This window comes from Bradyrhizobium vignae, from assembly GCF_900324035.1.
Taxonomy (GTDB): domain Bacteria; phylum Pseudomonadota; class Alphaproteobacteria; order Rhizobiales; family Xanthobacteraceae; genus Bradyrhizobium; species Bradyrhizobium vignae.
Genome location: NZ_LS398110.1, coordinates 6,603,532 through 6,628,172, shown reverse-complemented (window position 1 = coordinate 6,628,172; position 24,641 = coordinate 6,603,532). Strand labels below are relative to the sequence as shown.

Below are 24,641 nucleotides of genomic sequence, written 5' to 3'. Positions count from 1 at the left end.
GCTGAACGAGCTACTATCTGGCTGTAATCCACGCCTACGGGTTGCTGCAGGGTCTATATGAACATGAGGAGAGCAGGATGGATCCGGTTGACCCATTCTTCGATTCAGGAGCCTGGATGCGGGAGTACGCCGCCCTGCAGGGGCGGACGGGGCAGCGAGCGGGCAGCCCCAGCGAGCAGCGTGACTTTGAAGGGCGGCTCCAGGACTTGAATCTCGATCCGTCTGATGAGAGCAAGTCAAGTTCGCATGATCCGGCCCCCGCAGCAGGCGGTCGAGCAGTCCGGCGGGAGGATTTCGGCGGTTCGATGCGGGTGCCGCCGCACTCCGCTTTCAGGGAGAGTGCGCTAGGTGGCACGCGCCGGAGCGTAGACATTCCTAGCTTTCAGCTTCCCGCTTCGGCGCAAGTGCCGCAGTCTAGTTTGCGAGATGATCTGTTCAGCAGCGCACGTTACAGCGTTCCGGACGCAGAGTCTGCCGCCTCGACCAAGAGCGGAAAAAGCCGCGGATTATGGTCACGCTTCAAGTCGGGAATCGGCAAGGCCCTTGGCGGGAGCAGCAGCGGAAAGTCGTCGCGCGACACGGGTCAATCTGACGTCCTTTCGACGAACCTGCGAATTGACTACGCCAGGCAGCCGGGCCGGACGCGCGGGGTCAATTCGGCCGATGAGGAGCTCATTGAAGATTTCCGAAACAAGGCGGCGGGTAATCTCAGCGACGGCACCATCAAGAATGCGGCAGCCGATTTGCGCCACTTGAGCGCGCGCCTGAGCGACGCCGGCAGGCCCTCAATTGCCGATCGAATTCGCCGCGAACTTGAAAACGCGCAGCTGGAAAATCCGGATGTGGAAAACCACCAGCTCGAAGCGGAGCTCGATGAGGACGTCGACACTTACGCGAAGGACCGCGGCAGGCGCATCAAGGCGGCCCTGAAGAAGCTCCGTGAAGTCGGTGCCGGAAACGCCTTGGCAGCCGACGTCCGCCGGCTGGCTCCTCATGCTGAGGACGCAACCCTCATCCGCATGTGGGCGGCGGCGGAAAAGGCAACTGACAGGATCGATTCAAAGACGATCGACAGGCAAACTCGCCGCATGTTCAGGCTGAGTGAGTGGCTGCAGACGCATGACAGACCGCCGGTCGCTGGCCGACTTTCCACGCCTGCACTGGCTCAGGACGTTGAAGAGTACAAGCACGAGACCGGCGACAGCAAGATCAACGCTGATCTGGTCAGGCTTGGGCTCTATCAGCAAATCCTTGAGGCGAACAGGGCACTAGGATTGCCGCCTCCTGAGAACCCGGGTCAGCCTTCTGCGGAAGCTACTCGCCAGGCCCACTCGCCACAGGAGCTTCCCGCAACGCCAGCCACGCCGAGCGCGGGAGCTTGGGAATGGCTTGGAGAGCAAATGCACGGATCTGGCTCATCGATGTCGGCGCCGCAAAGCGGATGGCCGGCCGACCCGTCACAGCTGCTTCCCGCAACGCCTGCGACGCCTAGCGCGGGAGCCTGGGATTGGCTCGGCGACCAAATGCACGAACCTGCCTCGCCGGTGCCGGCGCCGCACTGGGCCGCACAAGCTCATCCGCCGCTCGAGCTTCCTGCCACTCCAGCCACCCCGAGCCAGGGAGCCTGGGCCTGGCTTGGGCAACAGATGCAAGAACCCGCATCACCTTCTTCCGTGAGGCCTCGATCATCAAACATCTATGGCGGTCTGGAGTCCTTCGTCAATCTGGATCCACCCACCCCCCACGACTTGCGTGACGATGCGCGCTCTGCGCCAGCACCTGAATTTGCAGCCGCCTCGTCGTTCGCAGGACCGCCGGGGGCGGCTTCGGAGCTGCGGGACATTGGAGCGATCGTCGGCGCCAACTGGCGGCACGGCTCGCAGGCGGCTTCAGACGTGCTGATCGATGTCTTGGGCAACATCAATCTGCTGCCAAACCAGTTCGGGCCAAGTCAGTTTGCGATCAATGGAGAGCGCTATTCGGCGACATTTGGACCGGGCGGTCGCAGGGATATTCGCCTGATCCATCACCCGCGCGCCGCTGGGATGAACGAAGCCGGGCCATCCCGGCCGCTGCATCGTCCACGGCCAATCGTAAGCGCAAGGCAAACCGGGGAAGGTGCGGTCGATCTTGGCCATCTTATCCGGGGCGGCTGGGAGCATAGGGAGCGGTTCCTGCCGCCTTACCTCGTGCGCGTTTTGGAAGGCGAGGGCATCATGCCCCAGCCCGGGCGGCCGACCTATTTCGAAATCCGCGGAATGCCATATAGAGGCGAGTTGGTGGAAAGCGAAGGACGCCAGCGCGTTCGCGTTTATCCCGAACCTCGGTGAAGAAGCAAGTTGGCTGCAATTCCAAATGCTCGGCGGGCAGCTCGCGTGAGACGTTCTATCACGCCGCGCTTGACCGGCGATGCACCCAATCGATGCAGATCGCAGAGGTGGGGCGTGAATACACGCCTTATTTCGACGGCGATGTTGGATCAGTCAGTTTTCTCAGGCGGCAACCTCTCCGCTGTCCGTACACCGGGCCCGAGCCTGGCGCGAAAGGTTTCGAAGCGACAGTCTCTCCAAGAGAGCGCGGCGTGAACCCGATCGGGCCAAACGACCCATTCGACACGAAGTTTGGATACAGGGGTACGCTGCCAAGATCCGCATCTGAGACAACATCCGGCAGCTGTCAAATTGAATGACAAACGGCCTCCTGCGCGCATCGTTTGCCTCATTGTGTCGCTTCATCATTAGTTCGCTGTGCCGTATTCGTGGTGCTGAAACATGAGCGCGTCGGCCCGTTCGCTGCGATGATTTAAGTCGTGGCCGAAGCGTTCTCAGAAGTTTATCATGATACCGCACTTGAATAGCCGGTGCTCACGTTAGCTGGTACCATCACGTTTAGTAATCCCGCACAGGGAGTAACGAGCACGCCTGTTTTCAGAATTCCCCCAGTTACCGCTGCCAACAGCCTGATCCGGAGGCGCTAAGTCCGGACCCAGCGGCAAAAACCACGAATCCCGATAGAAACCAAATCACAAGGCAGGCGGCCACAACGAGGAGGGAGGCTTTCCCGGTTGCGGTTCTGAGTCTTGATGGTCGGGACAGGCTTCCAATGATCGCCAGAGTTTGAGGCGATATCGGTCCTTCAAAGTCGCGAAGACTAGAGCGAGTTGCGATCAAAGCGAATTGTACCCGCAATGACGGATGTAGAGGCTCAGAGAGCGGCCAATGAGATCCCAGAGTGCGTCGACGGTTCGTGCCTGGGCTTGTCGCAACAGTTCTTTGAGTTTGGCGAAGGCCATCTCGATTGGATTGAGATCGGGGCTGTAGGGCGGAAGGAACAGCAGGCGCGCACCGGCACCGGCGATGAGACGCGCGGCCGCTTCATTCTTGTGGCTCGACAAATTGTCGAGGATCACCGTGTCGCCTTCGCGTAGCGCGGGGACGAGGATTTGCTCGACATAGGCGAAGAAGCACTCGGCATTGATCGGCCCGTCGAGCACAAACGGCGCGATCAGCCCCTCGCAGGTCAGGCCGGCAAGGAACGTCGTCGTCTTCCAATGTCCGTGCGGCGCATGGCCCAAGGCGCGTGTGCCGACATTGGCCCAGGCGTAACGACGCGTCATCGCCGTCGTCGTCCAGGTCTCGTCGAGGAAGATGAGCCGACCGCCAAGGCTGGTTTGCGCGCACCGCCACGCTTGTCGGCGCTCAACGAAGTCGGGACGATCCTGTTCGCTGGCGTGCACGGTTTTTTTTGAAGCTGATGCCCTCACCGGCAAAGAAGCGCGACAGCATCGATTTGTCAGCTTCGACGCCATGCCTGCGAAGCAGTCGCTCGGCGATCGCATCGAGCGTCAGATCGTTCTCTTTGCGCCGAAGTTCCAAGAGCCAGTCCCGATGCGGCTTCAGCACAGAACGCCGGTCACCGCCGGTCGGCAAAGCCGCCGTGCGCTGCGTTTCTTCGAACGCCTTCACCCAGCGGATCGCGCTTGCGATCCCGACCCGGAATACCCGGGCCGCCTCGTTCCGCGAAAGACCATCCTCAACGACGGCCTTGATCACCCGAATGCGAAGAGCCTCTCCGTGCGCCATCCCTGCCGGCCTCCTTCCGGCCTCAAGGATGAATCACGGTTCGCTCCCTTTGGGAATCCCTGCGATTCAACTCGACCCCAACTCGCTCTAGCTTCGTCAACGGCTATCTCGCACCAAAACAATCACCCATGGCAGAAGGGCCTGCCAATGGGAGAGCCCGCCTCTACTCGGTACAACAGCCCCGATGCCATGTGGGGCGGATCGTCCCTTGCCAAGAAATGGGGCGTCAAGCAGACGGTTGGCCTCAACGATGGCTCAGGCAGAGCAATAACATAGCGGTATTCCCGACGGTCGCTCGTGAGAACTCTGCTCTGCGTCGAAAGCGATGTGCCCTTGCAGGAAAGCGGGCGTCTGGCCCTTCCTAAAGCTCCTCTGGTTATTCATCATCAAGCAGTCGCCGAAGCTCCCCTGGAGAAAACTGCTCTGGCTCGAAAGCAAATTGTTCTGGATCAATGGAAACAGGAGGAGCGAAGTGATCATCCGCTAGTCCGTGAAGCGCGTCGTGCAAGTCCTTTTCCAGTTGCCGCAGCTCCTCTGGAGGGACGGAGACGGGCGAGTCGCTGGGTTGATCATCGAGATGATCCAGTACTCGCCGAAGATCTGCCTGAGGGAGCTGCTCCGAATCGGATGCGACTTGCTCCTGGATAAAAGCCGAGGTGGCGGGTTGATCATCTCGCCCCTCGGTAAGCTCCTGTGCGTCTTCATCCTCGAGCAGTCGCCAAACCTCCGCTGGAGAGAACTGGTCTAGATCAATGATAAACTCTTCTGGATCAGAGGGAAACGAGGGATCAGGGGGATTCTCCGATTGCTGGTGAAGCTCGTTATGCAACGCCTTTTCCAGCTGCTGAAGCTCCTCTGAAGGCAGGGGATGGTCGCGTAGGCGGCGAAGTTGCTCCTGAGGAAGCTGCTCTGGATCGACCGCGACCTGTCCTTCGAGGAGAGCCGACGGGACAGGTTGATTGTCGTGTCCCTCCTGATGCTCCTCTTGCCAATTAGCTTCGAACGATGCGCGCTGCTGCGCAGCGGCGCTGTCGATGCGTGTCGGTTCTGTCAGTAAATCGCCCTCGGCATTTATGAGCGCCACATTCTGAGGGGATGGATCGAGCTTAGCGCGAGTACGCCCTGGACGCACGATGGGAACGACGCCCCCCGTCGATCGAAAGGTCCGCAGATACTCTAATGCTTTAAGGAGTCTCTTGCTACTAGAGGCACCACTGAACTCGCGCACGTCACTGCCATCGCTCAGCGATTTGCCGTCTAGCCGAGCAACAATGCTTGGTTTATTTTTTGCGAAGAGCCAACGGCTATAGCCGATAAGAGAACCTGCATGCTGCTTCGCCGTAACGGAGGCCGTCCCGCCCGCAACAAGCGCCTCCTCAAGCCTGAAGATATCGGCAGCATCCTCCGGATAAAGAGGTCGCCTGTCCCACTGCCCCCGGACTATGACGCCCGTTGAGGCGATCGGTATTGCTCCGCCACTTCCTCCTGAAGCGGCGCTTGCGGTCGGTTTCCGATATACCAGAACTTCTTCCAGATCGTTCAGCGTCCTCTGTCTTTTCGCTGCTCTCGATTGAGCTGTGTCATGTTCATGATTGATGGGGAGCTCCTCACTTGCCAGGAGATTGCTCTGGGCCCGTGGATCGATCGCCTCATCCGGGGATTGCCGGCCATCGTTAGATGCGTCTTTCGCTGAGGGGAGCGCGCGCGGTCGCCCGCGAGAAATCAAATGACCGGAATCATGATACGCACGAAGGACGCTTACGCCTGTCTTCATGAGGGCGTCATTTGGAAAGTAGGTATCTAGGTGATTAACCAGGGACTGGTGGTTCCTTAGATCAGTCGTTTGGCCACGGGCGCGGAGATCATTCGCCAGTCGACGAAGTGCCTGAGTATAAAGCCTGACCGTATTCGGTTGCGGATTCTTCTGATCCACATAGTGAGCAATCGCCTTGTCGATAAGGCCCCGGTCTTCTGTAGATAGATGGGGATAGAAGCCTCGATCGCCAACGGGAGCGGGTTCGGCCTGCTTTGCCTCAGCTAAGTGCTGCTCAAAGCCGTCTTGTCCGGCCTGGCTCGTCTGCGGCTCTTGCGGCACGTCGTGCTGCACCTGCGACCAATCTGGCACGTTAAACGGGTCAAAATCTTGCGGGTCCACGCTAACCTCACTCCAGGATCACCTGAACAGGTCTGCCTAGTCGAGCAAGCTTTCGAGAACCTGACCTGGCTATGGTTCCGCAGCGGAGAGTTATCGCGGTGGCTAACCTGGGAAATGACCGCGTTCGGGACCAGCTTCTCCTGAACACTCCGCCTCGCCTTGCTTGGGGTCCAACGAGATCTTTTGTCCATAAGCTCTTACAGCTGGCGCACCCCTAGATGGGCTCATCTCGCGCAGATGCAGCCGGTCTCCTCAACAAGTTCGCGAAGCTCAGGTCCCATGCGTCACGAGATGGTGGAATCAGAATGGCGTCTGCCATGATCAGAAGAATATCAACGTAGATACCAGCAGATTGAGCGCGTGTTCAGTTTGGGGCGTGTGCGTGATGCTTGTGGGGTTATGAATGTATGATAGTCCCACGCCTGCATATATTCCCGGAGCAAGATGGGCGGTATATGTTCCGGTGATTGCCGTGGTATCACGATGCACAAGCTGGCCTTTAGCCAAGGCAGCATCCAGCGCAAATTTGCTCCAGCTCGTCTTGCTCGCAACGATTGTAATCATATCACTGGGCCGGCTATCAAAAGGCCCTTTCGCATAAAGACGAAGCTCGTAATATTGGCTGATCCTGTTGAGGTCGGGCGGAGCTCCCATGATGGAGAAGCCGCCATAGATGCCGCGAGACGGCGTCCCACTCGCGTCATTCTGCCAGAGCTGCCTGTCCGCAGCGATGTAGTGAAAGTTATTCCCGCTCTCTCTTTGTTGCTTGGGATCCGCCAAATTCGTGTAGCGGCTACTGTTCAAACCAACGCCCGCCCGCAGCCACGTGTCGGGTACGCCGGGAGCAGCCTTGCTCTTGTAGCCGGCTTCGTCAACGAGAAGGATGCCCGCATTGGCCGTGCTCCAGTTCAAGCCGGTGGGGTTCTCGGTTATGTGGGCATAGGCACCATCTGGACTGATTGAGCGCTGTACGGAGACCTTGTTGTACAAGCGATCGTCAAAATTGTACCTCAAGTTGACCGCCGGCGTCGGCGCAGCATTGGTGCTCATCCCTGCCTGGAACAAGGCAGACATGTTCGATCCTGTAATCCCTCCGAACAATGTGCCGGTGAACTCATTTTGGTTTCTGAGATAGCCAAGTTTGAGTTCTAGCGTCCTGTCGAAGAAAGTCTGGTAGTAGGCGAGCGTATTGATTCCCGCTCGATCTGGTCCCGGGCGATCCCACGTCCAGTATTGGTGCTCGGCTCCTACGACAATCTGTCCGTCGGCAATGCCAAACCGGCTGAGATCGTAGGTAACGATCATGAAGTTTGTCGACGCGAAGGTCGGATTCTGGCCCATATAGAGCTGGTTTGCGATAGTGCTTCTGGCCGCATTCGGCAGCTGGTTGTTTACAAAGCTGTTGTGTGTCCAGCCGATGTAGCCGATGCCGACATCTCCCAACGCCGATCTAACTCCGTCCCTGTCCTGATCGATCGTGTCCGCAGGTCCAGGTATGTTGAGCCACGTCCCTTTCTCACGCAGCTTGTCGTACCTTTCGAAGGGATCGACCGTCTTTTGCGGTCTCGTCTGAGCACGCCTGTCCGCATTGCCGCTCTTCTCGAAAGGCACTCCGGGACCTGCTGCTGGCGCCAGGGCAGGAGGGCGGATTGCCTGATGAATCAGGCCGATCGGGAGCTTTGCGGCCAGATCGGAAGTCTTTCCTCTTTTGCTGGCCTGATCTGAGCCGTGGTTACCAGGATTAAGTCTGCTTCCCGTTTGTGCCCGTACGGAATTGCCGACCAGACAAACCGCTAGCGAAAAGGCGATAACAAGCGCAGAGTGCTTTCCCCTTGGTCTGAAATTGAAAGAAACTGCTCCCGTGTCGGCGAGCATTTGCTGGCTGCCGTCAGCGCCGCAAAACCTGTCTTGCATCCCAATCCTTGACGTGCGCGGGGTCGTTGGTCACGCTTGCCACGTCCCCATCGTCTCGAACAATCTGCCGGACTTGGTAGTTGACCAGCTGCAGTGCTTGGCGGTCCAATCGGCCATTGCCAATCGGCCGTGGCGCTTACGTGGCGCGCCTCGGATGAAGTTGTTGGTCTCGGCAAGGCGTGAGGCGGGGCTCCATCGAACACACTCAGGAATGAGTAAGACGGTGTTCGTTCGTGCCGTGGCACGGGAAGAAAATCTCGGAGGTTCTTCTGAGTTGTGAGAAAATGCTGCGCCATTGCATGAAAATGAGCATTGCTCGATGGTGACGCTATCACGGAGAACGCGCGCAAATTGGCGCGTTGCGTTGCTCAAGAAGTAGCGTTTCATAGGAGCAGAGCAGCCGAAGACGCTGGCAGTTCCCGGAGCGCGTGAGCATCGCAGCCTGTCGCGTCGAACTCCTGAGCGAGGGACAATGGACTCGATTGATCAAGGGACCGCTTCAGACTTGCGGCGGCTCTTGCACAGGCAGTCAAGACGGATTCTACCTGTGTTGGTGCTCCCGCTTGTCCTCGTCAGCTCGTGTGCTGCTGGGGCCTTGTTTTGGGTTAACCTTGAGGAGTTTGTCGAGACGCCGAAAGCCCGGGACCTCGCTTCAACGATGAGCCTGTCACTGGAAGACAGGGCAGCCTTGTTTGAGATAAACTGGGCACAGCAGAAAATCGGCGATGAGATCGCAGTACTCAATAACCGGATCAATGCCCAGCGGGATGAGCTAAAAGGGATCCTGGATAAGATCACCACGCTGACGTCGCGGATCGATTCCCTGCAGAGTTCAACACCTGTCCCTTCTGCTGCTTCCGAGCCTCCTGTGTCGCAAGTCCGGGCTGTTTCGAGCGTCGCCAGGAAACGCTTCGGGCGGTCGAAACCACGGGGACCTGTTTCCGTCGGAGGCGCGCGAGTGATCGCCGGACCGAAGACATCCGAGCCTTGAGGTCTGAGACGCTGCAGGCGTGGTCGAGTCTCCAACTGTGCTCGAGGAGGTGGACCGTAGCTTGGCAAAACTGGTTACACCCGCAAAATACCCGAAGCTTCTGCGGGCGACGGCGTCTACAGCGGCATGTCGCTGAGGCTATCACCATCGAGAGCGCTCCAGGGGAGATGGGGCAGAGCCCTTTCCGCATGATCGAGGCGCAGCCCTGGGCCGCCGAGCGCGCTGCGCCTGTCCTTACAATCAGCTCCCATTTTTAATCAATCCTCGCCAATTTTGAGACGGTACCTGAAAGCTCGTGCCAGCACATCGTCCTGCTTCCTCGAAATCTGACCTGTCTGCCCGAGGCGCTTCTTCGGATCACTCCCTCGCCAAGAGCTTAGAGGCTTGCGATCTGTTCACATGCCGTGGCTTAGTTCATAGGGGCACGGTCGAGATAAGTGTCGAACGCGGCAGCAACGGCGCGAATCACAAACCGGTGCTCCTGCTTGACCCGAATGAATCCCTCTTCGATCTCCACTATCCCGTCTTCGGCAAGCATTCCCAGGCGGTCGGCCGAATCGAGAAGAGGAATCGGATCAAATCCGTGAGCAGCACAGATCGCTGGTATGTCGGCCTGCAAATCGCACATCAGACGCTCGATGATTGCGGCGCGGAGGCGATCTTTGGCGGTGAGACAGTAGCCTTTTGACGTTGCCAGACGCCCAGCCTGAATGTGTTGGTGATAGGAAGCGGTTGCGATCTCGTTCTGGACGTAACCGTCACGCAAACGGCCGATGGCTGACGGACCTAAGCCGATCACGGTTTTGCAGGTATCAGCCGAATAACCCAGGGAGCTGCGGCGCAGCCGACCAGCTTTCTGAGCCAGCGCGAGCTCGTCATTGGGCAGGGCGAAATGGTCGAGCCCGATCTGGCGGTAGCCGGCCGAGACCAGCGTATCTGCAATAGCCGCGGCTTGCTCAGCGCGGGCGACATTGTCCGGCAGCGCCGTCTCGTCGATCTGGCGCTGACGTTTCATATAGGAGGGGACGTGAGCATAGCCGAAAACCGCAAGCCGGTCTGGCCGCATGGCCAGAGCCGTCCTCGCGGAGTCCACGCAGGACCGCACTGTCTGATGTGGCAGTCCGAAGAGAAGGTCGAAATTGATGCGGCTTATGCCATGCTGGCGTAGACTTTCGACGACCGAAGCTGTGAGCTCCTCGCTCTGCACGCGGTTGACCGACCTTTGAACCACTGGATCGAAGCTTTGCACGCCGATGCTCGCGCGGCTGATCCCGGCCGCTTGTAACGTTTCGACCATCTCGGCCGTGACTCCACGCGGATCGATTTCTATCGCGATAGTAGCTGATTTGCTGAAAGCAAAGCAGTGTCGCAGGAATTCCATCAAGCCGAGAAAATCGCTCGGTGCAATGGTGGTCGGCGTCCCGCCACCGAAATGCACGTCGCTCACCGGCAGAGCGCGCGGCACTTGCTCTGCGACCAAGCCTATCTCGTCCCGCAGTGCTGCCAAATAATTGCGGACCGGTCGCTGGCTGCGAGTGAGGCTTGTAGGAAAGCCGCAATACCAGCAGATAGAGTGACAGAACGGAACATGGATATAGAGCGAAACGGGCTCGTGGGGCGGCAGCCGCCTCAGCCATGTCTCACAAGTCTTGGCACCAACCACTGCGGAGAAATCCGGTACGGTTGGATAGATCGTGTACCAAGGCAGGCGAGCATCGCAATACTTGTTTAGGAGGAAGGTCTGCAACGCTTAACTTTCCCAGGCTCAAACATCAGAAAGCTGACCGATGCTCTCTCTTGTGTCTTTGCGTTATGTCAAACGCACCAGTCGTTTCTGAGATCTGGTCCCGTTTTCGATGTTACAGTCAACGCGGCTTAGGGGCAGAGCAGGAAGAGAGAGCCGCTCGTGTGGCGATTATCTGGACGTTTAGGATATGAATGTTCTCGTGTGCGCACGGTTGAAGCTGCTAGACGTGCCCGACGAGCCGGCGAAGCGGATTCTTCTTCAAGCAAAAGCCGATTTGGTGCTCACAGAGTTCAGCGGTTGCCTCCCATCCATGGCCTTCGTGCCACGGAAGATAAGTTGGCGGCTAGCTGACAGCGCGAGGAGTGCCATAGTACAACGTGACGCAACGTGCGATTCAAGTCCTTTGACGCAGCCGACCAAACGAGCGTTCATCCCTAGTGTCGAACGCATAAGCCTCAATTCCGCCACGCTGGTTGTCTCATTGCCACAAGCATCATCACGGATGTACTGATGATGTTGGGGCGACCCCAGCGCACTTGCAGCCCCCCGGCGAAGTGCGTCGGGGCGCCTTGGCTCAGGGGACTCTCATCGCTGTCTAATGCAGCTCACCAACTCACAACGACTTTGAACGTCGTGCTGATGGCAAAGCCAATCCCGGCCAGATGCATCGGACGATATACTATACGCAATAGATTCTGCGCGCCAGATTAGAGGCCGCGCAAGCCATAGACGAGTGGAGGTACGCTTCATCCGCTACGCTGCCCCGCCAACATTGACCTTTCTGCCAATTGGGGTGCGCGAACGGGATGTGCCCAGATACGGGCCGCTCGGCTCATGACGATCAGCGGGGATCGCGAGATGCCGCCCATCGGTCGCTCGGCCCGACAGCTTTTCGTGTTTGCGTTGCCGGCCTTCACAGTTAGGCAAGGCGCGGACCAGAAGCTGCGGGCCGCCATCATGTTGCACCCGCTCTGAGCGTGTAGCCTGCCGATGCCACGAAACATGGGAGTTGAGACTTTCAAGCGAGAAACAATTGGATGCCGGCAACGAGCAGAACCACCACGAGGATAAATCTGATGCCTGCCGTGTTCAGGTAGTTCAGACTGACTACCGTTCCAGCGACCGCACCCGCCAGCGCGGAGATAGCGTAAAGGGCCAGATCCGGAGAGGGAAATTGGCCGCTGAAAAGAGCTCCGACGAAGCCGACCGTAGAATTGGCCAGAATAAAAGGGGGTGATAACGCGACCGTCTGCTTCGGTGATGCCCAATTCAGTGTGATGAGCGTCGGCGCGAGGAACACTCCACCGCCTACGCCGGTCAGGCCGGAAACCAGGCCAAGGGCCGCGCCAAAGCTCACGCTTGCTGCGAGCGGAGGTTCGGAAACACGATCGGCAGCTCGTCCCCGCTGCATGATCATCACTGCGCTCGCCAGAACAAGAACGAGCCCGGTCAGCGTCTTGTACATGTGGTCCCCGAGCACAATCAGGCCACCGGCAAGCGACGCTGGCATCGACGAAAACAGAAGCGGGCGCAGGATCGTCCAGTCAACGATCCTGTTGCGGTTGAAGAGCCACGTAGAATAGGTAGCGACAACAATGTTGAGACCAAGCGCCGTCGGGCGCATCTCTGTCGACGACATACCGAAGAATGCCATTAGCGAGAGGAATGCAGTGCCACCAGCTTGGCCAACGCTCGCATAGAGCATTGAGATGATTGCGAAGAGCAGAGAAGCCATGCCTCACCGGTCTTGGCGAAGATCTTCGCCTCTTTGCACCGAGCCCATCATGATTCGTTCATCAAGTGCGGTCTAAATGTGTTTCTGCTTAGGGGCAGATCTAAGCATTTCGCCGAAATCGGTGACCGGAGGTGCAGGCCGGTCAAGTACCCTAACGCGTGCCATGGTTGAACCGTCCCATCAATTGCCGAAGCTGGTACTTGACTGGGCTGGAATAGGGCTGCGTTGAGACCCTGAGGGGGCGGCACTCCAGGGGTCAACGGGGTGAGCTGCATTTCTTGTTGTAGCTCATCTCCTGCCGCGCCTCGCAATGGTGCTGTCGCCTTTCCTTCGCATGTCAGAAATGCTTCGACGCGCCTACCTCGCAACCAACCTGCGCGTCCGAACCCCTCTCCGCGACGTTTGATTTTGGTGAAATCAACAGTTGGTACGACACTTGCTAGTCCAACCTGGGTCCTCTCCCTGTTGGAGAAGCGCATGCAAAATCTCCCCCGCATCAAGCAGATCTCGCGGCGACGAGTATCTCTCGCTTCGCCTTTGACGCGGCTCGTTTCTACACGTTCGGTACGTTTGCGCCAGGCCTGCCGGACGGATTCGATGAGACGCCGCACAATGGTGCGAGGAGTATGGCTTCTGCGCCGGCTGTTGCGTGTTGCTCATCGATCACGTCCCCGGCGCCGTCGCACGGCGGAAGATCGGCGAGCGATTAGCGATGGCAATTCGCAAGATTGGGAAAAGACATGACTCTCGTGTTGTCTTCGTCTCTCAGCGGAGAATGGATGCTGACAGGACGCTCGTCGAGTCGCGCACCGCCGAGCGCGTGGCCGAGCTTAGCTGTATCGCGCAGATCAGAGCCCAGGATCTCGTCGTGCTCGGCCTCGAGACAGACGAAAGCGTCGTTCGGACGCGACTGCGTTTTCTCGCCGTGCAAGCTTAACAGAGCCGAGCCTCTAGCCGCTGTCTGGTTATTATCGTCAGCTCGGTCCTGGACCCGCGAACCTTCTATCGGCGTCCGCATCATCCAAGGAGGCACCGTTGGGTACGTACCGGTGGCACGTCCTTCAACGCGGATGACGAGCGATGATCTCTAATTTGACCAGTGGGCTATCGGCGAACTGGACCAATCACTTCCGCTCAGCCTGGGAGATAAGGATGATGGCCCTATCTCGGGTGTTTGATGGATCACGCCGGCGCACTCGGCGGCAGGGCAAGGAATTCGGCGAATGGCGCCCGGCACAGGGCGAGCGCGCGCTCAGACTGCACGAATAACTAACCGTCGGGTTCAGATCATGGACTGGAATTTGGCTTCGCCTGAAACAAGCGCAATCGAACCCCACGACGGGGAACTCGGCGGTCGGACTCAAGCGCCTATCATGGACCTCTTTAGCTTCTCCGAATGCGCAAACCAGACACATTCACTCAGAGCGCTATTCGAGCTTCTTGTAGGCTGTGCCACCAAGGAAGGCTTCAGTGAAGTCGCATACGGCGCTCTCAACTTCGTTGAGCCACTTCGCCTGGCGGAGTACCCACCCCCGACTGTGGCTGTGAAGTGGCCGCCAGACTGGTGCGACCGATACTTCAAGCGCAAGTACCATACTATCGATCCGGTGGTCCGGCGGACGCCGATGCATTCGCGGCCGTTTTTGTGGGATCAACTCGCGGATCACTATCAGCTTCAACCAGACGAAAGACGCGTACTGGAGGAGGCGAGAGAGGCGGGGCTGAAGCACGGCATGAGCGTGCCGTTGTTCGGCCCGTTGGGTCGGATATCTGTTGTGTCGTTTGCATCCGCGTTCGACGATGCTGATCCTCAGAACCGCATCGGTCATCTCAACGCGCTGGCCTGTCTCTTTCACGCCGCTTATAGCGAGATCGCTCGTCCGTGCAATGATAGTAGTTGCGAGAGAAAAGTGGCACTATCAAAGCGAGAGATCAGTTGCATGCGGTGGGTGGCGGAGGGGAAATCGTCATGGGAAATCGGAAAGATCCTGGAAATCAGCGAGAATACGGTCAACTTTCATGTCAAGAATGCGATGCGGAAGCTGGGTGCAACGAGCCGAATTCAAGCGGTCGCTATCGCTATTCGCCTCAACGTTCTTTGAATTTGACGGGCGGCCCGCTGCCAACTCGTTGGCTTCCAGCTTCTGCCATGTTGAGGATGGTGCCTTCGGCGAGCTCGCAGGATACGACGCTCAAGGCGAAGTCCGCTATCTCACGCTCGTGAGGTTGTGAGACTTCATGAGATCGACGAATTGCTGGATCGACTGATTTGTTCCGCCAGCTGTTAGCGCATCTCGGCCCCACACCACCCATCCGGTGGATCCATTGCTTAGACGAGCTCGCACGTGGCGCTTCGGAACTCGGATTGGGGGCCGGCAGGAGAGGAGCGGCTGCGGAAAGAACCCCGACCGGGGGTCGGGGTTCCGATTCACGCAAGCGCGTGGAGGTCTCTATTTAGCAAAAGGCGAGCCAAACTTGTAATTGAGCCGTGCCGTGATGAGATCGACGTCTTGGTGCGCGCGGTCGGTGCCAAGCGCAGTTGGGAAGCTTAGGTTGCTTCGCTGCATGAACAAGTGGTTGTACTCGACGCCAGCTGACCAGTTCGGCGTGAGGCTGACTTCGGCACCCGCGCCCAGCACGCCACCCCAACGGACATCATTGCTGTTGGCGAGCTCAGTGCCAGTAGCCACCGAATTTACGTGATAGGTATTGCTGGTCACCGCAGCGCCAGCCTTGCCGTACAGTAGCACGGCATTGAACGCGTAGCCGATGTGGCCCGTGAGTAGGCCGAATGCATCTGTCTTGGTGCCGATGGTGTTTGCCGGAAAGGCGGTGCTGACATTGGCGCCGCTGAAGTCGGCCCAGTTGCCCTGACCTTCGATGCCGTAGACCATGTTGAAGATGTGCCAACGATAGCCAATCTGGCCGCCAATGGTCCCGCCAGTCGAATTATGGCAGCCTTCGGGAGTGACGCCATTGAAATCCCAGCAATTGTGGCTCGTTCCCCAGCCACCATTGAGGCCGATATAGTAGCCGGACCAGTCGATAATCGGGGCTGCGGCCGGCAGCGATGCCGCCGGGGCCTTGACGGGCTGCCCGGCCAGGTCCGTGCCGAATGCGGGAGCGGCCGCACCGAGTGCGCCGATGGTTGCGGCCAGAATCAGAATATTTTTCATTCGAGTGTCGTTTCCTTTCGGTGCTCCCCCGGCGGCGTGCGTTTAGCAATATGATCGCGAATTGCTGTAACTGCCGCACAACATGTCTTGGAAAGAAATGGGTCTAATCGCACACCGCGTCAGGTTGTGGCGCCCTCAACTTGCTATGCACGGCCTCGAGCGAAAGGCTGCGCCTTGACACTGGTTGCTTCGCGCAGATGGGTCCTTGAGCACGAATAGTTCGTGATGGCCTGTGACAGGACCCAATGTGCGAGATCTTTGGCTCCATACGTCCCGGATTAGCGACATAGCCGGGCCGCGCCAGCATGTCCCGTGCCTGCTCGCCGTTTAGAGAGTTCGGCAAATGAAGACCGCTGATCCAGAAACCGCCTCGGTCCCTCAAGCGCATTGTTCCGGCAGGACGGTCGTGCCACCAATTGCAATCGTGGGCGATGCGACGATGATCGATCGCGGGCCTGGATCGCTTTGGCTCAGGACCTCGCACAAGTGTCGCACGATGATCCTCAACACCTCGAGGAGCCGACACGGCCGTGTTTGACAAGGATCTTGCTTGAAGTTGCGCAGCTCTGCTAGGTCAGGAGAGAAAAAGGTATCCTTTTCCTGGTGGCAGGATAATATTAGCGCGGCTGTCCCATCTCGTCGCTGAGTTGCACTGGATTCTACGTGCCCGGTCTGGGGTTACCAGAAGAGCTGCATAGCGGACAGTCGTCGCGAACGTGCTCGTCTTCCAGCGGGGCCGAACATGAGTGGAGGAAGGTCAGCTCCACCACGCTCTGCCCCGCTTTGTTTTCGTCCCCCGCATAACGTCCCTAGCAACCTTAACAAGCCAAGCTCATGTGGCAGCTGAGTTCAAGCTCCTTATTGCTCGGTCGACCGCGCCAGTTCAGCCCGCAAGTTGCGGATCGCCTCGTTTGCCAGATTCAAAGTATTGCGTTCGCCCGTCTTTATCGAAGACTCAAGGAAAGTGCACAGCCGGCTATGGAGGACCGTCTTGCGATTATGCGCCAGCAACGGATCCTTCTCAACAAAGCGCCAGGCCTTATCAAATGCGACGCTCACGATAGCATCTTGCATCTGCTGATCCATCTCAACACTCCACGACGTCCTGGTACAAGAAGTACCTTCGCAAAAGCAAACCGAGCGTCTGTGGCTTGTCCCAGGAAGGAAGACATCAGAGCCGCAGTACACTCGGTCATCGAGCTGCCCTCGATGCTTTATTAATTTACAGATGTTTGTTGAAGTTCGGATGACCCCGAACGTCGCATTGCCAGGCGCATTCGAATAATTCTGAAGCGCTTGAACGAGCTCGCGTTGTTCGCGCGGCTTCGTTGCCGAATTGTTGTTGCTCGGTATCGGTCAATATTGGGGCTATTGTTCCTGCAATCGGAAGATCGGGCCATGCCAATCACGACTAAAGCCGATACGATCGATGCAAATGGATCGTTCCGCTCCTTTCGCAGTCTAGCTAAGAAACGACTATGGAAACGTGTGTCGTCCGGTCACTGCTTGTTTGCTTTCTGACATGTGTCCGCGGGGCGTCGTCCTGCTCGTCCCTTCGCGGCCTCCTGATCTCGCTGCGGGCTCCAGCTTTCGAGCATGATGGCGAACAGTTGTGATGTGGAGGCCAGCGTAACCGGCGCGCTTACGGCACGATGAGCCCATAAACGCCAAGTCGTCGATCTCTGGTGCATACGGCCGTAGCAGTCTGCCCAGCGATGCGCGCCATCAACCGCAGAAAAAGCCAAATGAACTCTCAGTCTGCTGCTGCACGTGACAAAATTAGTTTCGCGATCTTCATTTGGTTGGCGGGAGTTCGGAGAACTGCTGGTAATGCCGCCACGGTCTGATCGAAAAGGCGTCCCAAAACCTGAAGGTCTTCCGGGTAGTAAACGCCACGGTCTCGCGACAGTCGCCTCGTTTTCTGGTCGCCGGCGCGGCCCCCAGTTCTTGTATCGCCGAGCTGGCCGAGCTCCAGTTCCGCCGTAATCATTTGGTTTATCAGGGCGTTTAGCAGTCGGATCGCTTCGAGCTCGTTGCCTTCTTCGCGTACGAGGCCGGCTACGATGTCGAGTTGCAGGTCGATGCGATCCTCGAGGTCCTCTGAGCGTGAATTGGAAGGGTCAAGTTCCACGGTGTTTGCTCCAAAGTAGTTAAATGCAGGAAGAAGGCTGAGTAATGGTTGGGTCGTGCTTTCCCGTTGGCGAGACGGCATACGCGGCGGTCGAACGAATGACTGCTGGACAAGGCAACGTGTGCACGTGCGGTCGCCGAAGGAAGAGGGTGGCAGGCATGTGCCGCGAAAGGACCGCAAAGGCGATGGATTAGAGAACGCGAACCGGGATTTGATTCGGCCGTCGAGCCGGTCCAGCGCGTGGGACAGTGGCAGTGAACCAGCCAGCGGGGACACCGCTGATGAGCGCAAGTCGAGAATTGCGACCCGAGCTGCTGCGCGATTGCTCGTAACCTGACATAGCGATCCAAACGTAACCGGAGGCCTCCCCAGGGCAGAGTGCCATGAAGAGCGCTTGGCACTGGACGAAGCTGTTGCTGAAGGCGCGCTGTCAACTGGTCCAGACCGGTTTCCTCATCATACCAGAAACTTATGGCCCAGCCCATGCCAGGCAACCCAGAAATAACATCCGCTATATACGTCTGCGGTTTCTCTCTGCATTCGTTGACAGGCGATGCTTGGCCCGGTGAGGGGGCGGATGGGCTCCTGGAAGGTGGGCGCGCTAAGTGACAAGATCGGCACATCGCGCACGTCCGCCCCTTGTTCTGGTGGTGATGTAAGGATTGCTGACAAGGGATAACCGCGCGGCGATATGCTCGAAGAGCGCCGTCGCATAGAATGAGGTGTGGGGTCAGTATGTAGGAATTGGGTGTGGACGCCGCCCGCCGGCGAAGACTGAGGACGCGAGCAGAGTGAGGATCCACAGTCAGACGACGTACAGGGGTGGGCAGTAAGATCGCGAGGCTGGTCTCATCACACCGGTCGCCATCAGTGCCTCGTCCTGGCCTGAGGATATGTGGGTTGCACTTAGCGGGGTCATATAGCTGACCGCACGGCTTTGTTTGAAGGTCGCGGCAGCCTCGGATTGTCGGCGCTGCCCACCTGGTCTGGGCAAAAAATCCAGCCCGCTCCGGTGCAGAGGGCAGTTCGCCGGCTCCAATTCTATGCAGCGCACGCATTTACCTTGGCCAAGCAGTGTGCGTGAGAGTCGATCTTCTTGGAGGGGCTTAGTATGATCGCAAAGGGGGAGGCGTCAACGCGATAGATTACGCCCCAGACGTTGCGATTAGCCATCCGACCGCATTTGCGCCGCGCGTGCCTCGATTCCAAAGATTGATGGCTATCGTTGGCGATGCAGCCACGAGAACCTTGAATCGGCCTGCGACTATGCTGAAAGCGAAATGGGCTCATTGCTCACACGACATTCGTGAAATGTGCTTTCCGGAAACCGGCGATCGACTTATGGGTATTTGGCTGAAATTGGTAAAATCGAAAGTGTTGATGGGATGCATCCAGTTCGTGGATCGCGCGCGTAATCTCATGTCTTACATCGAAAGCCGGTCAGTTTCCTGCCGACATGGTGCAGTGAGCTTATGGGCATAGTAGGCGAGCCTGCTGATTCGTTGATGACCGGCCATGATTGAGACGACAGAAAGGCCGCAGCAGCGAGCGTTGGCGAATACCTCTAAATCGGACCCCAGATGTCACGAAGGTGCCAGAAGAACTCCTCGATCCTCATTAGCCGAACAGTTGGAATCCCGGCGGCCGAATATCCACTAGCGCTCCGGCCTCCCGCAGATGCAGGATGACCCTGAGCAATCGCGGCCAGTTCATTGAAAAAGCGCGCGAGATCGAAGCGGACGAAGAGCGTTCGGCTGCGGATGAGTTGATAAAGCGGTTCACAAACACTCCCTAATCCAAAGCGCGCCTCCCGTCCGGATAGAAGCGGCTGGCGTTAGATATCGTCGATTTCTCCATGACAATGTGTACCTGACGACCCTCAACAATGGGCGCCTGTGGCTTCCCATCCGAGAAGTTGGCGGGCCAATCGAGCGTCAGGCTCCATCTGCTGTCTGCCGGTACTTGAGCGCCGGTGACCAGCGTTCCGCCGGTTGGCGCATAGAGGTTGACAGTCCCTTTTATCCGGCCGCCTTGCTCGATGTAGGTGCCGCGATAGCGAAGATTTCCAGCGCCGACCCCGACAATCTTGCCGTTGCCGACGTAGACGGTACCGCCGCCAGTTCCGCCCATGCCGACCAAGCTCATTGCGTAAAGCGCGCTCACAACGAATAACTCCATTCGCAAGCAGAGTTTCATGTGTCCGAGTAAGAAGTAGCGCAGTCAAAAGGTCAGCGGCTTGAGCGCTGGCATTGAAGCTGAGGATCACCTTTGCTCCCAGGGCAAACGACAACCAAAATCGCAACCAGCTTCGCATAGTCTCAGTGCGTCGCTCTACTTGCCAAGAACCCGATGCCCCAATGCAGACATTATCCGACAAAGCGATCGAGGATTTCAGCTTTGATTGCGGTTGCGGTGTACAGGGAAGTCTCCAGCGGAAGGTCTCCGAATGCAAGCTGGCAAAGCAAGTAGTTGGCACCTGCCAGTTCGATCTGCTGGAGAAGGAGCTGTCGGACCGACGCCGGCGTTCCAACGACGCACAATTCGCTCTCAAGTGCTGCATCGAAGGTCAGCGGGAGGGCGGGCGGCGTCGGAATGGCGTTCAGCTCGTAGAGGAACTTAAAGCTCTCCAGCCATCGCCGATATGCAGTTTCGGCCGCCACATGAGCGTCCCGATCAGACCTCGCAATCACGACCATGCGGGCCAGCCCGAGTAATGGTTCACGGCTGTGTGCGGCTGTGTTATGGGCGCGATGAGAGCGGTAGGCGTCAGTAACGTTCCGGACAACAGAGGCCGGGCCTATGCACGCTAGATTAGCGCCATTTGCAGCGGCCCACTGCGCCGACTCAACCCTATTGCTCGCGATCCAGGTGGGCGGATATGGACGTTGATGAGGCTTCAACGTTATGGGTATTTCGCTCAAATCGAAGTGGTGTCCTTGATACGATAGCGTATGTCCCTTCAGCGCAGTATTCAGGATTTCACTGGCTTCCGTATAGCGGCTTGGCGCGGCCTCTGCGCTGATGCCGAAAAAACCCCATTCAATCGGCTGGGAGCCGCGGCCTATCCCGACCTCGAGCCTGCCGCCGCTCAATTGGTCAAGCATGCAGATCTCTTCGAATGCGCGCAATGGGTGATAAAGGTTGAGCAACGAGACGAGCGGGCCGAAGCGTAACCGTCGGGTGCGCTGCGCGACGCTTGATAGAAAAAGGTTGGGCGAGGGCGCTCTGCCATGAGGCGTGCAGTGGTGTTCGGCTAGATGATAAGCGTAGAAGCCGAGCGAGTCGCAGACCTCGGTCAGCTTGAGACGATCTTCATATTGTCGTGCGGCATCTTGCCCGTCGTCATCCAAATGGTCGAAAATGCCGCACCTTAGTCTTGAAGGAAAGCCACTCTTCACTCGTTCAATCTCCGATTATGGGTCAGATGGCGAGTCCTCGGTGCTTCATGCCGCGGCCCTCAAAGAGGTCTCGCTCGTCATTTGACCGCTTAGGCCATTTCTCTTTGGGTGCGTGGACCGGGCTTGCACCATGTGAGTGGGTCACGAGAATGCGTAATGCGGTCGGCCGCACCCGACATCGGCGAAGCGCCTGAACGGCGAGCATCTGCTCGAGCAGAAGCATCGTTAGCCAGTTCAGAGGTCCTGTGCCTGCGAGCCAGATCAGCTCGGCACGGCTACTATTTGTCAATCACTGGACGTAGCGTCTCCGTCAGGTCGACATCCGGTAGCTCGGCGAGCGCTACAACGAACGCGAGAAACGCTCCGAAGGCTGCGAGTATAAGGGAGCTTGCGAGTATCGCTGTTCCTACCACCTGAGTGCGTCTCATAATCCTTGTCACTTTGGCTTTTGGGGGAGACGGCATTGATGCCAGTCAGTTCTGCTCGACAATTTCAACACGGCCATCTCGCCAGCGGTAAACCAGAAAATCAGGAGCCGCATTGTCTCCCTTTGCATCGAATCGGACTGGCCCAATTACGGTATCGATCGGCCGTGAACGAAGTGCGTTGGCCACGCGTGCAGCATTGAAAGAGCCGGTGCGGTTCACCGCCTCTGCCCATGCTTGCACGGCTGCATAGGCGTAAAGCGTATAGCCTTCGGCAGACAGGTTGGATGCCTTGAGCTCGGCCACCACGCCGGCCGCATTAGCATTCGCGGCCGGGTCCGGCATGAAGGTGAACAACGTGCCAGTTCCAGCGCTGCCAGTAATGGCCCAGAACTCAGAGGTCATCAACGGATCGTTCGCCATCACGATGAGCGCCGCTCTTGCTTCTGACGCCTGGCGTACAAACAATCCGATTTCGGTATGATAGCCGCCGATATAGGCGACGCGCACCCGATCCTTCTTCATTCTTGAGACCAGCGCCCTGTAATCTTTTTCACCGGCTACATAGCTCTGCCGAATGACCTGTTCGCCGAATTTTCGAAGCTGTGCTTCGACCACGTCGGCGATACCTTTACCTGCGGTGCTTTTGTCGTCGAGCACTGCTATCTTGTCGTTAGGGTAGTTCCGGTGAATGTACTCGGCGGCAATGATGCCCTGTTGGTCGTCGCGGCCGCAGATCCGAAAGACACTTGCAAGGCCGCGTTCTGTCAGCTGAGGATTTGTCGAGCCGGGTGACACCTGGATGATGCCTGATTCGGCGTAAATCTCGGAGGCCGGGATCGACGAAGAAGAACAAAAATGACCAACGACCAACCTGACCCGCTCTGTTGCGAGTTTATTCGCGACTGCGACAGCTTGCTTCGGGTCGCAAGCGTCGTCGGCAACACTCAATATCACCTTGGTATCGAGAAGTAGGCCCGAAGCGTTCAACGCCTCCACCGCCGCAGCTGCACCATCGCGCATTTGCGCGCCGATCGCAGCGCTGCTTCCGCTCATTGGGCCAGCCACGGCAATGTTGACCTCTGCGCCGAGCGCAACCGAGGCGAGAGCGCAGAAGAGAAGCGCTGCACTCGCAGCAGAAGCACAACGTCTATTCAACATTGCAGAGTTCCCAGTGCTTACCTGAAGTGAACTGCCGGCAGCTGCGATCAGGCTTGCCTGCACGTTAAGGCTGTTTGCCAAAGCGAAGCTTGCGTTCGGTCGGCCAGATGCGGCCACGATAGAACCTACAATTTGACGTTACGTGCGGTTCAAGGCCGTTTTTGAAGGGAGCCTCGATCAGTGCGTCAGGGAGCACCGATCGAAGAGGTCATGACGATTGTCCGCTTGAGCCCATAAAATTGTCGGCCCGCATCAGAGCCGCCGACCTACCAAGTGTCATCGCGTTTTCAGATTGCCAGGGCCGATCGCCAAGGCCGTGCGGAGCCGGCCATTATTAGTACGGCTGATCCTCCAACCCGCCAAGGGCGAGATCGAGATATTGCATGAGGCAGGGATCCCAACCAGCCAGGCTACGGGGGGCGCTTAATCGTGCAAGTACCTTCAGGATCATCGAAACGCGTGAATCGGCGCCAGCGATTTCGCCGATCAGCAAGCGTGCTGCAACTGCCACGGCCTTCGCCCGCTCCCCGCAAGGATGCTCGCCCCGATCCATACAGTCACGCAGGTCGTCGCGGATCCGCCGCCACCGCTCCTCGCGATCTGCAGCTAACTTGCAGGTGCATCGGGACGTCTGACTGGGCGTCTCGACCCGCGACATGGCATTGAGGGTGGCAGGCAGCTCATCCACACTTACCTGGATTTCACTGTCGATGGTCATGTTGCGCAAGCGATCTCGCAACATAGTTGCTCGAGCGACTTGGAGTTCTATCCGCTGTAGATGCTTGCGCAGAAGGTCGGGGAGTGAGGTCGTGCCCTCCATAGCTTTACGGATCTCAATAAGCGAGAAGCCAAGCTCACGTAACGCCCGAATCTGGTGAACCCGTTGCATGCTTTCGCGGTCGTACATCCGGTGGCCGCCGTCAGTACGCTCTGAAGCTGCTAGGAGCCCAGTGTGTTCATAATGATGCAGCGTGCGTACCGTTACTCCGGTCGCCTGTGCAAGTTCGCCAATGCGCCATCGACGCCTTCGTGGTGTAGCTTTGCTCATGTTGCTCAATTTCAAAGCCTACAACCTGACGTCACGTGTGATTCAAGTAATTTCAAAGCTCTAGCTGGATCGTCTTTCATTCCAGCGCGAGAGTGGTGACTATCCTCAGAATGGCGAGGGATCAACCCTGGGGGGAAATGGTGATCAACAAGTTCGTCAGGCATGCCAGTTGAGCCTGGCCAGCCGCTGTACGCTCCAGGATGAGCTTGGCGATTGCTGTGCGATTTTCCGGACTTTGCATGGATGGGGGTAGCGCGGTGACCGCACTATCATAAAGGCTTCCCAGGATGGAAAGCTCTTCCGGATCGAACACGCCGCTGCATTGCTCCAATGTTCAGCTCCTTTGCTTGTCATTGTCGTGGCAGCGCACGTCGTCAAGACGTTTGGCTGCGATAGGGCCAAAAGAAGTCAGACCCGCGGCGCGGAGCGACGAAGATGCGATGTGCTCACAGGTGATGCGACAGGGCAACACGCGAGCGCGATTCCTGCTTCGACAGCACGAGAGATCGCGGCCATGTGCATGATCGATGATCGGCACGCTCACAGTGCGTGATGGTACGACTGCGAGGAAGCCGAAGCGTCTCCGCTCATCGGAGCCCCTACCGATTCGGAGAGTTGACGAGAACAGCCCATCGCCCTTTCTGCTGTATCGAGGCGGGTGCGGCGGGCGGCCCGGTG

Annotated in this window: 17 protein-coding genes; 4 read left to right on the top strand and 13 right to left on the bottom strand. The window is 58.1% G+C overall.

Going from position 1 to position 24,641, the window contains the following annotated elements; translation table 11 throughout:
• Positions 1-77 precede the first annotated feature (77 nt).
• Positions 78-2,330, top strand: a complete 2,253-nt coding sequence (locus BRAD3257_RS32075) for a hypothetical protein (protein ID WP_244607779.1) — start codon at positions 78-80, stop codon at positions 2,328-2,330.
• Between the two features lie 836 nt (positions 2,331-3,166).
• Here BRAD3257_RS32075 and BRAD3257_RS32070 read toward each other — a convergent pair.
• The 3 genes from BRAD3257_RS32070 to BRAD3257_RS32050 form a co-directional block, all read right to left on the bottom strand.
• Positions 3,167-4,082 (bottom strand): IS630 family transposase gene (locus BRAD3257_RS32070; RefSeq protein ID WP_122405207.1). Its coding sequence is split into 2 segments (ribosomal slippage): positions 3,167-3,745 and positions 3,747-4,082, totalling 915 coding nucleotides; the frame shifts between segments, so codons are not numbered across the junction.
• A gap of 376 nt (positions 4,083-4,458) precedes the next feature.
• Positions 4,459-6,237, bottom strand: a complete 1,779-nt coding sequence (locus tag BRAD3257_RS39455) for a hypothetical protein (protein ID WP_160118890.1) — start codon at positions 6,235-6,237, stop codon at positions 4,459-4,461.
• 321 nt (positions 6,238-6,558) lie between these two features.
• Positions 6,559-8,151, bottom strand: coding sequence for a carbohydrate porin (locus BRAD3257_RS32050; protein ID WP_122405204.1), 1,593 nt, complete (start codon positions 8,149-8,151; stop codon positions 6,559-6,561).
• Positions 8,152-8,809: 658 nt separating this feature from the next.
• On the opposite strand from BRAD3257_RS32050, the gene BRAD3257_RS41415 reads away from it, so the two are divergent.
• A complete protein-coding gene (locus BRAD3257_RS41415; RefSeq protein WP_244607778.1) occupies positions 8,810-9,142 on the top strand; it encodes a hypothetical protein in 333 nt (110 codons plus the stop codon).
• A gap of 409 nt (positions 9,143-9,551) precedes the next feature.
• On the opposite strand, the gene hemN is transcribed toward BRAD3257_RS41415, so the two are convergent.
• Together hemN and BRAD3257_RS32030 are read right to left on the bottom strand one after the other, a co-directional pair.
• A complete protein-coding gene (hemN, locus tag BRAD3257_RS32035; RefSeq protein WP_122405202.1) occupies positions 9,552-10,889 on the bottom strand; it encodes an oxygen-independent coproporphyrinogen III oxidase in 1,338 nt (445 codons plus the stop codon).
• Between the two features lie 1,018 nt (positions 10,890-11,907).
• Positions 11,908-12,624 (bottom strand): sulfite exporter TauE/SafE family protein, encoded by a 717-nt coding sequence (locus tag BRAD3257_RS32030; RefSeq protein WP_122405201.1) that lies wholly within the window; start codon positions 12,622-12,624, stop codon positions 11,908-11,910.
• A gap of 649 nt (positions 12,625-13,273) precedes the next feature.
• On the opposite strand from BRAD3257_RS32030, the gene BRAD3257_RS39910 reads away from it, so the two are divergent.
• Together BRAD3257_RS39910 and BRAD3257_RS32020 are read left to right on the top strand one after the other, a co-directional pair.
• On the top strand, positions 13,274-13,561 hold the full coding sequence (locus BRAD3257_RS39910) for a hypothetical protein (RefSeq protein ID WP_160118889.1): 288 nt from the start codon (positions 13,274-13,276) through the stop codon (positions 13,559-13,561).
• Positions 13,562-13,997: 436 nt separating this feature from the next.
• Positions 13,998-14,726 (top strand): helix-turn-helix transcriptional regulator, encoded by a 729-nt coding sequence (locus tag BRAD3257_RS32020; protein ID WP_122406869.1) that lies wholly within the window; start codon positions 13,998-14,000, stop codon positions 14,724-14,726.
• A gap of 348 nt (positions 14,727-15,074) precedes the next feature.
• Here the strand turns inward: BRAD3257_RS32020 and BRAD3257_RS32015 are convergent, their stop codons facing one another.
• The 8 genes from BRAD3257_RS32015 to BRAD3257_RS31980 form a co-directional block, all read right to left on the bottom strand.
• Positions 15,075-15,800, bottom strand: coding sequence for an outer membrane protein (locus tag BRAD3257_RS32015; protein WP_122405199.1), 726 nt, complete (start codon positions 15,798-15,800; stop codon positions 15,075-15,077).
• An 858-nt stretch (positions 15,801-16,658) separates the two neighbouring features.
• Positions 16,659-16,886 carry a hypothetical protein gene (locus BRAD3257_RS32010; RefSeq protein WP_122405198.1) on the bottom strand — a complete coding sequence of 76 codons (228 nt, stop codon included), beginning with the start codon at positions 16,884-16,886 and terminating at the stop codon, positions 16,659-16,661.
• Between the two features lie 667 nt (positions 16,887-17,553).
• Positions 17,554-17,931, bottom strand: coding sequence for a NolY (locus BRAD3257_RS32005; RefSeq protein ID WP_122405197.1), 378 nt, complete (start codon positions 17,929-17,931; stop codon positions 17,554-17,556).
• A 1,791-nt stretch (positions 17,932-19,722) separates the two neighbouring features.
• Positions 19,723-20,094 carry a hypothetical protein gene (locus BRAD3257_RS32000; protein WP_145987062.1) on the bottom strand — a complete coding sequence of 124 codons (372 nt, stop codon included), beginning with the start codon at positions 20,092-20,094 and terminating at the stop codon, positions 19,723-19,725.
• Positions 20,095-20,297: 203 nt separating this feature from the next.
• Positions 20,298-21,329, bottom strand: a complete 1,032-nt coding sequence (locus BRAD3257_RS31995; protein WP_122405195.1) for an LLM class flavin-dependent oxidoreductase — start codon at positions 21,327-21,329, stop codon at positions 20,298-20,300.
• 473 nt (positions 21,330-21,802) lie between these two features.
• Entirely contained in the window at positions 21,803-22,915 is a 1,113-nt protein-coding gene (locus BRAD3257_RS31990; RefSeq protein ID WP_122405194.1) for a branched-chain amino acid ABC transporter substrate-binding protein, read from the bottom strand.
• Positions 22,916-23,249: 334 nt separating this feature from the next.
• Complete coding sequence (locus BRAD3257_RS31985) at positions 23,250-23,963, bottom strand: MerR family transcriptional regulator (protein ID WP_174221601.1); 714 nt, start codon at positions 23,961-23,963, stop codon at positions 23,250-23,252.
• Positions 23,964-24,084: 121 nt separating this feature from the next.
• The gene (locus tag BRAD3257_RS31980; protein WP_162500426.1) at positions 24,085-24,294 is read right to left on the bottom strand and encodes a lipocalin/fatty acid-binding family protein; all 210 of its coding nucleotides are present in this window, start codon (positions 24,292-24,294) and stop codon (positions 24,085-24,087) included.
• Positions 24,295-24,641 lie beyond the last annotated feature (347 nt).

Bases quoted from the DNA above. Each gene is read 5' to 3' on its own strand.
- BRAD3257_RS32075 (WP_244607779.1), top strand. From the start codon at position 78: ATGGATCCGGTTGACCCATTCTTCGATTCAGGAGCCTGGATGCGGGAG.
- BRAD3257_RS32050 (WP_122405204.1), bottom strand. From the start codon at position 8,151: ATGCAAGACAGGTTTTGCGGCGCTGACGGCAGCCAGCAAATGCTCGCC.
- BRAD3257_RS41415 (WP_244607778.1), top strand. From the start codon at position 8,810: ATGAGCCTGTCACTGGAAGACAGGGCAGCCTTGTTTGAGATAAACTGG.
- BRAD3257_RS32030 (WP_122405201.1), bottom strand. From the start codon at position 12,624: ATGGCTTCTCTGCTCTTCGCAATCATCTCAATGCTCTATGCGAGCGTT.
- BRAD3257_RS32020 (WP_122406869.1), top strand. From the start codon at position 13,998: ATGGACCTCTTTAGCTTCTCCGAATGCGCAAACCAGACACATTCACTC.
- BRAD3257_RS32015 (WP_122405199.1), bottom strand. From the start codon at position 15,800: ATGAAAAATATTCTGATTCTGGCCGCAACCATCGGCGCACTCGGTGCG.
- BRAD3257_RS32010 (WP_122405198.1), bottom strand. From the start codon at position 16,886: ATGGATCAGCAGATGCAAGATGCTATCGTGAGCGTCGCATTTGATAAG.
- BRAD3257_RS31990 (WP_122405194.1), bottom strand. From the start codon at position 22,915: ATGTTGAATAGACGTTGTGCTTCTGCTGCGAGTGCAGCGCTTCTCTTC.
- BRAD3257_RS31985 (WP_174221601.1), bottom strand. From the start codon at position 23,963: ATGAGCAAAGCTACACCACGAAGGCGTCGATGGCGCATTGGCGAACTT.